Raw genomic sequence first — 14,694 nt, 5'->3', positions numbered from 1 at the left:
CTAAGACCAATTCGTCTAAGGAAACTTTTATAACCTATTCTAAAAGCTATATTTTTTTATAAAAAAACGTATCTTCCGGCTCAAATTGATATATAGCCGGATTAAAGATTTGCTCTGTACTTCCAACAAATAATACTCCTCCAGGCTTTAGTGCTTGGCTAAATTTATGGTAAAGCTCATTTTTTGCCTCTTCAGTAAAATAGATCATAACATTACGGCAAATAATTAAATCATATTGATTTCCGAAGCGATCCGCAAGTAAATTTTGCTGCCTAAATTCAACAGTTCTTTTAATTTCCTCTTTTACTTGATATCCGATTGGCTCTTTCACAAAATATCTTGATAATATATCTGCAGGAACTTCCTTTAATGAACGTTCCGTATATAATCCAAGTTTAGCGCGCTCAAGGGTTGCACGATCTAAATCTGTCGCCAATATTGACACATTTCTAATTGGCATAAATTTAGACATAACCATAGCTAATGTGTAAGGTTCTTCACCAGCAGAGCATGCAGCACTCCATAGTTTTAACCTGGAACGCCCATGTAAAAGCCTAGGAAGAATCTTCCGCTCGAGCACTTCCCATCTCTTTGCATTACGATAGAATTCAGATACGTTAATTGTCATTTTCTCAAGAAATTCATTAAACAGATCCTCATTACCCGACATCGCTCGGTAAAATGATTGAAAATCTGGATAGCCTTTTTTGCTGCGCAAAGAGTCTAGGCGGCGCTTCATTTGTGCTTCTTTGTACAAAGACAAATCAATCGCTGTTTTCTTTTTCACATTCAATATAAAATGCTCATAGTCTTGACTCATGTATGTAACCTCTCGTTCTGTAATGGATTAATCATACGACGAATAATTGAAAATTGCTATGATAATTTGCATGCTAAACTAAGACTAGTAACATGTATTCAAATTCAAACCAATAAACTCTCATAAATAATAAGACTACAATCTTCTTTTTCTTCCACAAAAAAAAACTCATCCAATTGGACGAGCTTTTTAGAAGCGCTTACATTATACCCACTTACTAACTTCTTTTTTATAGTTATTTAGTTCTTGTTCATGAAAGAAAAGAGAAATTTCTCTTTCTGCACTAGCCGGTGAATCTGATCCATGAATTACATTCATAGATACTTGTACACCATAATCTCCTCGAATAGTCCCTGGTGCCGCTTCTGCAGGATTTGTTGAACCCATCATCGTACGAGCTGTAGAGATAACATTCTCACCTTCCCAGACCATTGCAAAAACAGGACCTGATGTAATAAAGTTAACTAACTCTCCAAAGAAAGGACGCTCCTTATGTTCACCGTAGTGCGTTTCAGCTAATTCCTTTGAAACTATCATTAATTTCGCTCCTACTAAAGTGAAACCTTTCTTCTCAAAACGCGATACAATCTCACCAATTAAATTACGTTGCACACCATCTGGCTTAACCATTAAATATGTACGTTCCATTTGTTGATCGCTCCTATCAGAGTATGTAGTAAAACCACTATTAGTATAGCAAACATCTAGAACAGTCACAATATGATTGTGAAATATTTCAAAGAAAACACTATCATTTCCATATTAAACAATAAAATAATTATTGTAGTGTCATTATTGCTAAGAGGGTACTGAAAAGGCAAAGCCGCCTTTTCAGTACCCTCTTAAAATTTGCGCTTGCCAATATAGGCTGCAATTTCTCGTAAGTATGTTTTTTCTTTTGTATCAGGTAACCTTTCTAGTGCTTCATTGGCTTTTTCTAAGTATTGATCACTTATCGAAATAGAATATTCAATTCCTCCTGAATTTTTAATAGCTTCTAAAATCGGAGAAACATCTATATCTTCAGGATAGTTTGTTGAGAGCATTTCTTTAATCAGCTGCTTAATGTCTGTATCATAATGCATCGCATATAGCGCAGGCAACGTTACGTTCCCTTGTCGTAAATCACCACCTGCTGGCTTACCTAACTGTTCTTCTGTTCCAACAAAGTCCAATACATCATCGGTAATCTGAAAAGACATCCCAACATTGTAACCAAATTGATAGAGGTTTCTTTGTATATCTCTATCCGCATTTGCTGCGAGCGCACCTAACTCACAACTAACAGCGATTAACAAAGCTGTCTTTCGCTTAATGCGCCGTAAATAAACCCTGAAGTTTTGCCCCCAATTGTATTGATCTTTAATTTGTTCAATTTCGCCAAGACACATTTCTACCATCGCATTCGATAAAATTTGATGGATTTGTGGATTAGCAAAGAAAGTTGACGTTTCTAAAGCTTTTCCAAAAATAAAGTCACCGGTATACATCGCGACACGATTATCCCACTGAGACTTAATTGTTTTTTTTCCACGTCTAAGTTCAGCATCGTCAATCACATCATCATGAACAAGTGAGCCCATATGAATTAATTCAAGCGGAACAGCAATGTGCTTTAAATTGTTAATATCATATTGGCCAAACCTCGCTGCCAACAAGACAAAAACAGGCCGAATTCTTTTTCCACCTGCTCTTAGCAGTTGAGTTGCTGCCTCTTGCAAGACATCATTTTTCGCTTGAACTGTTTCTTCAAGTTCTTTCTCAATTATATTAATATCTGATTGAAATTGCATATAAATTTCAGCTAGTTTCATATTGTCCACCTTATATCATCACGACGATGTCAAATCGTCAATTAGTGTTCTTTCTACTACTTACTTACAACCTCATCCCAAATACGCAGCACTTTCACTGGTTGAGATAAATAATTCAATTGATATAAAAGATCAAAATAATAAGATAATCCCTTTTGCTCCTCTGGCCCAAAGTCATTGCAGAGCTTTTGAAAGTAATGATCCCAAAATGCCTTCTCGCCACCATGCGTTTTTAAAATACTAGCAATCATCGGCTGATAATTTTTCGATTCACTTTCTAATTTACTTTGTAGAAATGAACGATAAATAAGACCAACTAAGCTTGGATGATTTCGTAATGCTTCGTTTCGTACCGCAAAAACAGCAAACGTCATTGGCAACCCCGTTTTCTCATACCACAGTTCACCCAAATCATAATGATAAAGAGACGTTGCATACTTACGCCGTGCCACAATGGCGTCATCGCCAATTAAGAGACATGCATCATGGTCCTTTAACATGCTTGTCACATTAGGATTCATTGTCGTATACGAGATTTGTAACGAGTGGAAATGCTCCAATATTATTTTTAAAAGGTGAACAGAAGAAGCAGAGCTCCATGTTAAAGCAACTTTCTTCCCATTCAATTCTTGTAACGGCACTTTTGAGAAAAGAAAAATTGAATTTACAGCTCCATATGAAGTTACTGATAAATTAGGAAGCAACGTATATCTCGATGCATTTTCAGCATAGGCATAAGAAGAGATCCCACCAATATCAATCCGACCTTTTGACATTTCATTATTTAACTGAGCAGGAACTTGGGGAACAAATTGACAGTTATACTCAGTAAGCATTTTTTTATCTAAATGATAAAAAAACGGTAAAATATTTGTGTAGGAGATCTCACCGATTACAACACTCATCTTTCTTCCCCCCATCGTGTAAATAACTCGTGCTCTACACCTAAGCTATCTAGTGCTTTGCCCACAAGGAAATTCACTAGATCATCCATTGTCTTAGGCAGATGATAGAAACCAGGCATAGCAGGCAAAATTTTTGCACCCACTTTTGAAACTCGTAACATATTTTCTAAATGAAGCTGATTTAAAGGGGTCTCTCTTGGGACTAATACAAGTTTACGACCTTCTTTTAACATAACATCAGCAGTACGTTCTAGCAGATTACCTGAAGCACCGTGAGCAATTCCTGAAAGTGTCCCCATTGAACACGGAATAATAATCATTCCATCGTTTTGATAAGAACCACTAGCAATTGGCGCCCCATAATCATGCAAATGATGTGTATGAAGTTCGCCGCCATAGTTACCGAACAAATCTTGAATGACACTGTCTCGATCTTCAGTATTCAAAAGGAGCTCTTCTTGAAATACACGCCATGCCGCTTCTGTTAAGATCAAGTGTACTTTGTAAGATTCAGACAGGAGCTGTTGAACTAAACGAACACCATAAATGGCTCCACTTGCTCCTGTAATCCCAACCGTATAAATCCCTCTCAAGCTTTCATTCATAGTAGTACATCTCCCATCGCGAAAATGAACATGACAATACTTAGAATCCCGTTCATCGTGAAAAAGGCTACGTTTAATTTGGAAAGATCATCTTCTGAAACAAGGGAATGCTCATAAATCATTATCACACCAGCAATGATAACGCCAATAAAATATAACCAACCAAGTTCAGTAAAGAAAAACAAGCCAAGAAAGCTTAGAAAACTAATGACATGCAGAAAACGAGCAATCTTAAGTGCTCGTCCAATCCCAAAGCGGCTAGGAATAGAAAACAAACCATGTTCTCTGTCATAATCTGCATCCTGTGTCGCGTAAATAACATCAAATCCAGCCGTCCATAATGCAACAGCTAAAAACAAAAGAAGTGCTTCCCATGTCAATGTTCCTGTTGCACCAACCCATCCACCAAGAGGGGCAATTCCAATCGTTACCCCTAGAATGATATGGCACATCCACGTAAATCGTTTCGTGTATGAATAAATAACTAGAAAGAAAACAGCTGCCGGCAATAAATAAACTGCTAGCATGTTTAACTTAAAGGCTGCATAAAATAGCAAAGCGAATGAAATAATGATAAATAATAGCACTTCTATTTTTGACACTAAACCTGCAGGAATCGCTCTTGTTGCCGTCCTCGGGTTATGTTTATCTATCTGCTCATCAATCACTCTGTTTAATGACATAGCTGCACTTCTCGCTCCAACCATTGCTACGGTAATCCAAATCCATTGAGAGAACGTGGGCATTGTCCCATTAACAATAAAGGCACCCAACATTGCACCAAAATAAGCAAACGGCAAGGCAAAAACTGTGTGCTCAAACTTAATCATTTCTAAGATGATCTTCAACTTTCTAATCACGAAATATCTGCTCCAATTCTGCTAGTTTCCAACTGTTTTTTTCCCTAAATGCATTGCTGCAACTCCACCTGAATAAGGTTTCACTTCCACATCTACAAATCCTGCCTTACGAAACATTTCTGCCAACTTTTCGCGATCAGGAAATGACATCGTTGATTCTTGAAGCCATGAATATTCTTCATAACTCTTAGCAAATAGCTTCCCAAACACCGGCATAACTTGGCGAAAATAAAAAAAGTATAACTGCTTAAAAACTGGAATAGTTGGTTGAGACGTTTCTAAACATACGACGGTTCCACCTGGCTTTACGACTCGGTGCATCTCCCGTAGCACCTTCATATAATCTGGAACATTTCTTAACCCAAATCCAATTGTAACAAAGTCAAAGCGATTATCTTCATACGGAAGCTCCATGGCATTTCCATGACGCAAATTAACTTGAGAAAGTTTTTTCTCTTCTACTTTCTCTTGACCAATCTTCAACATATTTTTGCTAAAATCCAGGCCTTCCACGTGACCATTAGGACCAACTGCTTCTCCTAAAGCTATCGCCCAATCTGCTGTCCCACAGCAAACATCTAACGCTTCATTTCCTATTTGAACATTCATCCTTCTCATCGTATCCTTTCGCCAAGCTTTATGGCGTTGGAAACTAATAACCGAATTCATAATATCGTATTTTTTATAAATCGATTCAAAAACTTGATGAACTCGCTCTTCTTTCGTTTGTGTCATCATGCTCACCCTTCTTCTGCTGCTATCTCTTGATAAGGCGAATGCCCTAATAAATCATCCACGTGTTCAATGATAAAGTTCTCATAAGAGTTAAGTTCTTTGCTGCTTGTAAGTAGTCGATCTTTCATGTCTTCTATCTTTCTTTCAATACTTTGCAGCTTATCTTCCCCTTGTAATCGATCACGAAGAATGGAATCAATGAGCACACTTCCCTTTCCATTTAACCAATTTGCCTTTTCTCGAACAAGCTTTTTTAAATAAAAGAAATCTCTTATGGCAGATTTCCATGTTAATTGCTCGAAATAGTGTGCCATATTTTGCATTAGAGCTGACTCAATTTGTGCACTTGTATGCTGCAGATCATCATAACGAACATGTTCTAATTCGTATAAATTCATTTTTGATTCACTAATTTCTTGAATCGATTGTCCAAAAATCCGGATCATAGGAACATGCTTTTTTTCCGCCAGCAAAAAATAGAAAAGACTGACATAATGGTCACCTGCAAGTACGGTCAGCTGTCGGTTTTTTCGCAACTCATCTGAAGTTACTGGATGAAGGGAGACCTCATCATGCATATCGAATGCAGCTTGAAGTAATAATGCTGAAATCGTAAACATTTTTGCTTCTGTAATTGGCAATCGCTTGTACATCATAGCTATTAAGAAGCGAACCTTATCGTCATCTATTTCAGGTTCAGGAACATACGATTGCAAATATAGATGCTCAGTTAAGCTATAAAAGCTCCTTTTGATTTCTGTTACTTGCTCATTAAAATTACTTTTGTTCATAAAAAATCCCCCAAATTCCGTCCTTCATTGTTGTAGTTGCCTATTTAAAAACCCTATCTATTATATCATAGGTTCTACAGTAACCTACTATGTAAAAGGTATTATTCTTCTGTATCCATCGTCCCGTGACTCGTTTGTATAATCGCTTTCCCTCTAACTTTTACAGCTGATGTGTGTTCTGTAAATTGTGCAATCATCACTTCACCTTTATCAAGTTTTTCAGAATGGTGAAATCGAGTATCAGACCCTCTTGTTAAGCCAATAACATTTACACCATTTTCTTTTGCTTTTATAACAAAAAATTCATTTTGATTACTCATCTCAACTCTCCTATTCTCACGTAATTCAATACTACCTATTCTAACATGATCTATCTTATCATGGATTAGAAATTTTCGCTTCTTGAAGAGCTAAAAAACTCAATCCTCGATTTTAATTAGCTTCATTTTGGTGAAAATCTCACCTGATTAACTAGTGATCGTTTGCAATTTCAAGTAAAGGCACTCTTATAAATCTTAGCATAGTCATGAAGGATAAAGCAAAAAGAACCCCCTTAGGAGAGGGCACTGAAAAAGTTGGTTATACCTTTTCAGTAACTTCCTTAGGGAGTTCTTCCTGACGTGACATATCATGTTTATAGGATAATGGCAATCAAACCACCAGAACCTTCATTAATAATACGCTCTAACGTTTCTTTCAGCTTATAGCGAGCATTTTCAGGCATAAGAGATAATTTCGCTGAAATCCCTTCTCGTACAATTGAATTTAAAGAACGACCAAAGATATCTGAATTCCAAATAGAGAGTGGGTTCTCTTCAAAGTCCTGCATTAAGTATCGAACGAGCTCCTCACTTTGCTTTTCTGTACCAATAATTGGAGCAAACTCCGACTCGACATCTACTTTAATCATGTGAATCGATGGAGCAACAGCCTTTAACCTAACTCCAAATCTTGATCCTTGACGAATGATTTCTGGTTCGTCAAGACTCATATCGGATAGAGCAGGAGCGGCGATTCCGTAACCCGTTTGTTTCACCATTCTAAGAGCATCGGCCACTTGATCGTACTCTTCCTTCGCATGAGCAAAGTCTTGCATTAATTGTAAGAGATGATCCTTCCCTCTAATCTCCACACCGACCACTTCTTTTAACACTTGGTCATATAAGTCATCTGGAGCATACAAGTCAATTTCCGCAATCCCTTGCCCCATTTCAATGCCTGCTAAACGCGCATCGTCAATAAATTCATATTCAGTAAATTGGCCTACAACCCGATCAACATCGCGCAGTCTCTTAATATCTTTAACCGTCTCACGGACTGATTCTTCATAGCTTTGACGTAACCAATGATCTTCTCTTAACACCATAACCCAGCTTGGAAGATTAACATTAACCTCATGTACCGGGAACTCATATAGAACTTCACGAAGTACATTGTTAATATCTTGATCTGTCATGCTTTCAATGCTCATTGCAAGACAAGGAATGTCATATTCTTCAGCGAGCTGAGCTCGAAGTTGTTCCGTATCTGGATGGTGAGGTCTAACACTATTTACAACCATAATAAACGGCTTGCCAACTTCTTTTAATTCCTCTACAACACGCGCCTCTGATTCTAAATAATCCTGACGCGGAATCTCACCAATTGAACCATCAGTAGTAACGACAACACCTAATGTTGAGTGCTCTTGAATAACTTTTCTCGTTCCAATTTCCGCTGCTTCTTGAAATGGGATAGGTTCCTCATACCAAGGAGTATTAATCATCCTTGGTCCATGTTCATCCTCGTAGCCTTTTGCTCCTGGAACAGCATAACCAACGCAATCAACGAGACGAACATTCACATCCAAACCATCGTCAACATGAATGGAAATGGCTTGATTTGGAACAAATTTCGGTTCTGTTGTCATGATGGTTTTTCCTGCTGCACTTTGCGGAAGCTCATCTTGAGCTCTCGCTTTTTCTGATTCATTTTCAATATTCGGGAGAACGACTAGCTCCATAAATTTCTTAATGAATGTCGACTTCCCTGTTCGAACCGCACCTACAACTCCTAAATAAATATCGCCGCCAGTGCGTTCAGCAATATCCTTAAAAATATCAACCTTTTCCACGTGATCCCCTCCCGATCGAGTAAAAATTTGAGTCTCAACTACTTTCCGAAAACCTTGGACACTATCATATCTATGATGTTGTACAAGGTTTATGACAATCTTTACTAGAAAGTTAGAAGATTCTCGTTTTTGGGCTACCGAGAAGGGGAAAAACAAAAATGCCCCTTCCTCTGATATGTATATCAGAATGGAAGGAGCATTATACCAAAAATATTTTTAAACCTAGGGACTGAAAAAATCGTCTTTCTTTTTCAGTGCCCTTCATAAAATCTATTGTTTTATCTAAGCTCCATTGCATAGGTCGGTTCCCCATTTTCATCTAATACGTATGGGACACTTCGTAAAGGTACAAAAGGTGTGTGCTCGTATAGTAATGATCTAATATCATCGCCTTCTTCGAATGAATGATCATACTCGTTTAGCATCATATTTAAATCAATTCGATAATCAATGATGATCTCACCATCGTTTGTTAATAATAAAGGTAAGTACGTATCATGATAAGGACTTCTAACATGTGGAGCTTCTTTGTAATTTAGAGCTTCGTGATCAAGCTTAAAAAGCCCAACATCCAGCATTTCTTCAATGGGAGCAAAACGATGCTGCCTCATGTAATCATTTAACCGTTGTTGCAGTTGCTGAATTTCTCGCTGTGACGTTAAATCTATTACTTTAATTTCCGGTTGCTCCTCAACATTTACAAGAACATATTGAAATACGCCACCATTCTCAAATGCAGTACCAGGTGGTTGTTGTAAGTACCTTGGAACTAATTGATTAAAATCTATAATATACCTTTGATAAAGAGAGGTGGTTTCGTCGAATGTACGAATAGGCAAAACACCCGTATCGGTTTGAAATTGCTCTACAGCATGCTGAACCGATTGAAGCTGATCCGGATAAGCAATCCGATTCTCAGCACGTTGATCATCTGGAAATAAGCAACCACTTAACAGTAATAAACTTATTGATAACAAGATAAAACTATATCTTTTCATTCTTCTCCAACTCCTTTCTTATTATAAAGTAGCCGTAGGTCCAACAATTACAATAAGAAAGACAATCCACCCAGAAACGAGCAAACATATAAAAGAAAAGGCTAATACGAGCTTTTGAAGCCACCCTTTTAATTTTGCTCGACTAAAAATAGCTGTCCCTGCGGATACAAACATAAGCGCAAGCGCAAAAAATGATATCCACATATTCATCATCGCCTGTGACACGATCTATCATCCTCCATATTTCCTATTTGCCCATCACATTATAGCACAGCTTGTCCAACTTGTCGGTGACAGACTAAGGGCAAATAGTTTTTTCTTTTGTATCTGAACCTATCTAAAAAAAAGTTGGAGAAGTGGGGGCACACTTCTCCAACTTGACGAAACCCTTCGTCTAAAACACAGCCCTATAGTAATGTTCGTTCCCTACAAGTATATGCAAGAACCACTATTTTGCTTGTGGATTTTGCCTACACAGGATAATTATTTTTTATTGAACATTTTTGCAAGTGAAGCAAAGTCCATTGGCATATTATTAGTTGTAATAGCTTTGACAATTTGATCTTCTTTTTCTTTTGATACAGGTTTGTTTGCAAGCTTTGCAACTTGTGCAATTAACTGTCTTACTGCTGCTTCATCTTTAAGATTTGTATTACTAACAGAATTAGCTAGCTTTAATAATTCATCAGGTCTTACATTAGTCTTCTTTTGAATTTGGTCCATGAAAGACGAGTCATTATTTTGAAACATGTTGCGCCCTCCCTCTTTCGTAATATCACGATATCATATGCGATAAAAAGAAGAAGGTGCATAAGAAGCTTCTGCAAAAAGAAAAGTGGAGGACACTGAAAAGGTACAAATCAGCCTTTTTCAGCGCCCTCGGACTAATAAGGATGTTTTTTTCCGTACCCTCAAATCACCTCTTGCACATTATATATCAATATTTAATTGTTCCACTTCATGTTTTTTCACTCGGCCCATGAGACGTTCTGTTGCCTGTTCTGGTTTGAGCCCCTCAAACAAAACTGCATAAAGTGCGGATGTAATCGGCATTTCAACCTGTAACTTTTTTGACAATTCGTAAGCAGCCTTTGTTGTTCTAATACCTTCGACAACCATACCCATCGAATTTAATACTTCATCTAACGTCTTTCCTTGTCCTATCATAAAACCGGCTCGAAAATTTCGTGAATGTACACTCGTACACGTAACAATAAGATCACCCAAACCTGAAAGTCCAGCAAATGTTAATGGGCTTGCACCTAGCTTCACTCCTACTCGTGCAATTTCTGCTAATCCACGAGTCATAATAGCCGCTTTTGTGTTATCACCCATACCAAGACCATTTGTTAAACCACACACAAGTGCAATCGTATTCTTAAGTGCACCACCAATCTCAACACCAACAAGGTCTGGATTCGTATATACACGAAAATGTTGATTTATAAACAAATCTTGAGCTAATTCTGAAGCTGTTGAACTTTTTGAAGATACCGTAACCGTTGTAGGTTGTCTCTGACTTACTTCTTCAGCATGACTTGGCCCTGACAAAACAACAACATCTTTCAATAAATCAGAATCACCAAACTCTTCTTCAATCATTTCAGAAATTCGTTTATGAGTGCCAGGTTCAATTCCTTTGCTAGCATGAATAATTGTAACAGGCGCTTGCAACTCTTTTTTCATCTCAGTTACCGTCTCACGAATAGCCTTTGTCGGTACGACAAGAAGGACTATTTTGACACCTTCTAATGTTTCTTTCAGCTCTACATGTCCAGTAATCCGATCAGATAAGACAACATTAGGCAAATATTTAGAATTAGTATGGTGCTGATTTATTTCCTCAATTTGTTCCTTACGTCTTGCCCAAATCTTCACTTCCAATTCATTATCAGCTAATACCATAGCTAAGGCTGTTCCCCAACTACCTGCACCAATAACAGCAACCTTAGTCAATTGACTCACTCCTTTTTTATGATTTCTGTCCGATTTTGCTTTCTGTTCCAGCAAGCAATCGTTTTATATTGGTTCGATGCCTCCAAATAGAAAGAAGGGCCACAACAATGGCTAAATAACCATAAATAACCGGATAACCATAATAATCAAGGAGAAATAATGCAAAGATTGGTGTTAAAATTGCAAATAATATCGAACCTAGTGAAACATACCTTGTTATAACAATACTTCCAATTGCAACAATACCAGCAAATAAAGCTGGGAAGAAAACAATGGTTGCTAATACGCCAATTGTTGTCGCAACCCCTTTTCCACCTCTAAATCCGTAGTATATAGGCCAATTATGACCTAGGATGGCAGCGAAACCCGCTAAAGCTGGATATAAACCTGATTGATCAGGTGCAACTACGACACCAATCCACACTGCTACAATCCCCTTTAGCACGTCAAGAGCTAAAACAGATAATGCAGGACCGAGACCTAACACTCGTAATGTATTTGTAGCCCCAGCATTTCCACTCCCATGTTGCCGTATATCTACTTTTTTAATTTTTTTTGCAATAATATAGCTAAAGCTTAAAGAGCCTAAAAGATAGCCAATTAGAATAATTATGATAAGTCCAATAAAATACATAATCCATCCCCCATTTCTAACGCTCTTTCGCTACTTAGATACAAATTTAGCAAAAGCAGTTTAATGTGACTATCACTATGTATCACATTAGTAGCGTTAGACTTCAAAAAGGGAAACATCCCTTTTTGAAGTCCCGTTAAACATTTTTCTTTCTAGCAAAAATTTTAATTGGGGTTCCTTCAAAATTAAATGTAGCCCTTAGGCGATTCTCTAGAAACCTTTCATAAGAAAAGTGCATTAATTCAGGTTCGTTTACGAAGAAAACAAAAGTCGGCGGTTCCACAGCCACTTGAGTCACATAATTAATCTTGAGTCGTTTCCCTTTGTCTGTTGGTGTTGGATTCATCGCTACTGCATCCATAATCATATCATTTAGAACATTTGTAGGAACTCGAAGATGGTGATTCTCCGATACTTTCTTAACCATTGGCAAAACAGTATGTAGGCGTTGTTTTGTCTTGGCAGAAACAAACAAGATCGGTGCATACGTTAAAAACAAAAGCTCTTCTCTAAGCTTTGTTTCAAAATTCTTCATCGTTTTGTCATCTTTAGCTACGGCATCCCATTTGTTGACAACAATGATGACTGCACGTCCAGCTTCATGAGCATAACCTGCGATTTTTTTGTCTTGCTCAATTAAGCCTTCTTCTGCATTAATAACTACAAGAACTACATTTGAACGTTCAATCGCCTTAAGAGAACGCAATACACTGTATTTCTCAGTTGCCTCATAGACTTTTCCACGTTTCCGCATCCCAGCTGTATCAATAAGGACATAATCTTGATCATCCTGTGTGAAAGGGGTATCAATCGCATCTCTCGTTGTACCTGGAATATTGCTTACGATAACTCGTTCCTCTCCAAGCATCGCATTAACAATGGAAGATTTCCCTACATTAGGTCGCCCTATTAATGAAATACGAATCGTATCTTCATCATACGGATCTTCTTCTTCATCTGGAAAATGCTTAATAACTTGGTCCAGTAAATCACCTAGTCCTAATCCGTGAGATCCAGAAATTGGGTAAGGGGTGTCCATTCCTAATGAATAAAACTCATATAACTCTTCTTGCATATCAGGATTATCAATCTTATTCACCCCAAGAACAACAGGCTTGTCTGATCTAAATAAAAGTTTCGCTACTTCTTGATCAGCACCTGTGATTCCTTCGCGACCGTTAACGATAAAAATTATTACATCAGCTTCCTTTATCGCTAGTTCTGCTTGGGCACGCATTTGGACTAATAAGGGCTCATCTCCTAATTCAATTCCACCAGTATCAATTAGATTAAATTCACGATTTAACCATTCCCCCTTACTATAAATACGATCACGTGTAACTCCTGGCATATCTTCTACAATCGCTACCCGTTCTCCTACTATTCGATTAAAAATCGTTGACTTCCCAACATTAGGACGTCCGACTATCGCTACAACTGGCTTGGTCATAACGTCACAACCTTTCTATTTTACTATGTAAAATCATCCATTTTTTCTTGCAACTTATTTATTCTACTTGATTTCTACATTGTTGTCGACTTCTACTTTTATGAACTTTGCTTTAACACACTTGTTTTTGGTTCTCTCACGACAAAATTTGCGAGCGCAACAGAAGCCTGTTTAAATACCCAAACAACACTATATAGACACCCTACTACAGCAACAATATCAAAGAAATACAGACTACCTATGCTATAATCCATATAAAGATGATGTTGCGTAACAATCCCCGTTAAAAGCTCGCCTTGAATTAGACCAGAAAATGCAAACAGTAATCGAAGCTTAAATGTAGCAGCTAAGAAAAAGGAGATAATGCCTGTCATTAATCCAATCATCCAGCGACTATCAATGTACACGACAACCGGATCAAATATCATCATCATTTGAAAGCCAGCATATGCTGCCGCTATAGTGATTGAAGCAATAAAGGCATGAACCAAATTACATTCTTTCGCCTTATTTAACTGCCAAAATAAATAGCTAGAAAATAAAACATAAACCAGATGAATGGTCGTATTAGCAAATACTAATGTTTTTGGAAGTAAAATGAAAAATAGTAGTAATGAGAACGCACTCCAAAACCTTGCTTTTGATTTTGACCAAAAAAAGGTGATCACCACCCACAGTAACCAGCCAAACCAATAAATAAAAACACCTTCCATCATTCCACCTCCTTCCCTTTTAAGTATCGACGAAGCGAAGTCGTTCTAACCATAAAATACATAGAAATACGACATTGCGGGACAATAAAAACGATTCTTTGATACTACATAAAGGAGGGGGATATCATGGGGAGAGATCGCCAAGAAAAAAAGCTTAAAAAATCTGGTCGAGTTGAATCTGATCGAGATCAAAGTCTAGATTATGCAGGTTCTACCAAAATGCAAAGCCCTGATCAAGCTAGGCAACAACAACGTCCCTAAACCGTTATTTGATAAAGTTAAAGTCACACCTTTTTAACC

Annotated in this window: 18 protein-coding genes; 1 reads left to right on the top strand and 17 read right to left on the bottom strand. The window is 37.6% G+C overall.

Annotated features, from left to right (window positions below; genetic code table 11):
• Nucleotides 1-46: 46 nt before the first annotated feature.
• From MF646_RS02130 to MF646_RS02050, 17 genes are all read right to left on the bottom strand, one after another.
• The gene (locus tag MF646_RS02130) at nucleotides 47-820 is read right to left on the bottom strand and encodes a CheR family methyltransferase (protein WP_250094842.1); all 774 of its coding nucleotides are present in this window, start codon (nucleotides 818-820) and stop codon (nucleotides 47-49) included.
• A 204-nt stretch (nucleotides 821-1,024) separates the two neighbouring features.
• A complete protein-coding gene (gene ndk / locus MF646_RS02125; RefSeq protein WP_250094841.1) occupies nucleotides 1,025-1,468 on the bottom strand; it encodes a nucleoside-diphosphate kinase in 444 nt (147 codons plus the stop codon).
• 194 nt (nucleotides 1,469-1,662) lie between these two features.
• The gene (gene hepT / locus MF646_RS02120; protein WP_250094840.1) at nucleotides 1,663-2,634 is read right to left on the bottom strand and encodes a heptaprenyl diphosphate synthase component II; all 972 of its coding nucleotides are present in this window, start codon (nucleotides 2,632-2,634) and stop codon (nucleotides 1,663-1,665) included.
• Between the two features lie 56 nt (nucleotides 2,635-2,690).
• Nucleotides 2,691-3,539 (bottom strand): menaquinone biosynthesis protein, encoded by an 849-nt coding sequence (locus tag MF646_RS02115; protein WP_250094839.1) that lies wholly within the window; start codon nucleotides 3,537-3,539, stop codon nucleotides 2,691-2,693.
• Entirely contained in the window at nucleotides 3,536-4,144 is a 609-nt protein-coding gene (locus MF646_RS02110) for a UbiX family flavin prenyltransferase (protein ID WP_250094838.1), read from the bottom strand. The genes MF646_RS02115 and MF646_RS02110 overlap by 4 nt, the downstream gene beginning before the upstream one ends.
• Nucleotides 4,141-5,004 (bottom strand): UbiA-like polyprenyltransferase, encoded by an 864-nt coding sequence (locus tag MF646_RS02105; RefSeq protein ID WP_250094837.1) that lies wholly within the window; start codon nucleotides 5,002-5,004, stop codon nucleotides 4,141-4,143. The genes MF646_RS02110 and MF646_RS02105 overlap by 4 nt, the downstream gene beginning before the upstream one ends.
• 21 nt (nucleotides 5,005-5,025) lie before the next feature.
• Nucleotides 5,026-5,739 (bottom strand): demethylmenaquinone methyltransferase, encoded by a 714-nt coding sequence (menG, locus tag MF646_RS02100; protein WP_250095058.1) that lies wholly within the window; start codon nucleotides 5,737-5,739, stop codon nucleotides 5,026-5,028.
• Between the two features lie 5 nt (nucleotides 5,740-5,744).
• On the bottom strand, nucleotides 5,745-6,530 hold the full coding sequence (locus MF646_RS02095) for a heptaprenyl diphosphate synthase component 1 (protein ID WP_250094836.1): 786 nt from the start codon (nucleotides 6,528-6,530) through the stop codon (nucleotides 5,745-5,747).
• A gap of 101 nt (nucleotides 6,531-6,631) precedes the next feature.
• A complete protein-coding gene (gene mtrB / locus MF646_RS02090; protein WP_034628532.1) occupies nucleotides 6,632-6,850 on the bottom strand; it encodes a trp RNA-binding attenuation protein MtrB in 219 nt (72 codons plus the stop codon).
• Between the two features lie 314 nt (nucleotides 6,851-7,164).
• Nucleotides 7,165-8,643, bottom strand: a complete 1,479-nt coding sequence (gene spoIVA / locus MF646_RS02085) for a stage IV sporulation protein A (RefSeq protein ID WP_250094835.1) — start codon at nucleotides 8,641-8,643, stop codon at nucleotides 7,165-7,167.
• 278 nt (nucleotides 8,644-8,921) lie between these two features.
• Complete coding sequence (locus tag MF646_RS02080) at nucleotides 8,922-9,641, bottom strand: hypothetical protein (RefSeq protein ID WP_250094834.1); 720 nt, start codon at nucleotides 9,639-9,641, stop codon at nucleotides 8,922-8,924.
• Between the two features lie 21 nt (nucleotides 9,642-9,662).
• Entirely contained in the window at nucleotides 9,663-9,866 is a 204-nt protein-coding gene (locus MF646_RS02075; RefSeq protein ID WP_250094833.1) for a DUF2768 domain-containing protein, read from the bottom strand.
• 258 nt (nucleotides 9,867-10,124) lie between these two features.
• Nucleotides 10,125-10,391, bottom strand: a complete 267-nt coding sequence (locus MF646_RS02070) for a stage VI sporulation protein F (protein WP_250094832.1) — start codon at nucleotides 10,389-10,391, stop codon at nucleotides 10,125-10,127.
• A gap of 180 nt (nucleotides 10,392-10,571) precedes the next feature.
• On the bottom strand, nucleotides 10,572-11,597 hold the full coding sequence (locus tag MF646_RS02065; RefSeq protein WP_250094831.1) for an NAD(P)H-dependent glycerol-3-phosphate dehydrogenase: 1,026 nt from the start codon (nucleotides 11,595-11,597) through the stop codon (nucleotides 10,572-10,574).
• A 16-nt stretch (nucleotides 11,598-11,613) separates the two neighbouring features.
• Nucleotides 11,614-12,231 carry a glycerol-3-phosphate 1-O-acyltransferase PlsY gene (plsY, locus tag MF646_RS02060; RefSeq protein ID WP_250094830.1) on the bottom strand — a complete coding sequence of 206 codons (618 nt, stop codon included), beginning with the start codon at nucleotides 12,229-12,231 and terminating at the stop codon, nucleotides 11,614-11,616.
• 136 nt (nucleotides 12,232-12,367) lie between these two features.
• On the bottom strand, nucleotides 12,368-13,681 hold the full coding sequence (gene der / locus MF646_RS02055; RefSeq protein ID WP_250094829.1) for a ribosome biogenesis GTPase Der: 1,314 nt from the start codon (nucleotides 13,679-13,681) through the stop codon (nucleotides 12,368-12,370).
• A gap of 98 nt (nucleotides 13,682-13,779) precedes the next feature.
• The gene (locus tag MF646_RS02050; protein ID WP_250094828.1) at nucleotides 13,780-14,394 is read right to left on the bottom strand and encodes a YphA family membrane protein; all 615 of its coding nucleotides are present in this window, start codon (nucleotides 14,392-14,394) and stop codon (nucleotides 13,780-13,782) included.
• A 126-nt stretch (nucleotides 14,395-14,520) separates the two neighbouring features.
• Here MF646_RS02050 and MF646_RS02045 point away from each other — a divergent pair, with 126 nt between their 5' ends.
• Nucleotides 14,521-14,655: a YpzI family protein gene (locus MF646_RS02045; protein ID WP_250094827.1), complete on the top strand. Its 135-nt coding sequence runs from the start codon at nucleotides 14,521-14,523 to the stop codon at nucleotides 14,653-14,655.
• Nucleotides 14,656-14,694 lie beyond the last annotated feature (39 nt).

Origin of the sequence: Halalkalibacter alkaliphilus (assembly GCF_023555415.1) — a bacterium.
Taxonomy (GTDB): Bacteria; Bacillota; Bacilli; order Bacillales; family Bacillaceae_D; genus Halalkalibacter; species Halalkalibacter alkaliphilus.
Note: the sequence above shows the minus strand (reverse complement) of the source record. Positions and strands in the feature narration are given on the sequence as shown.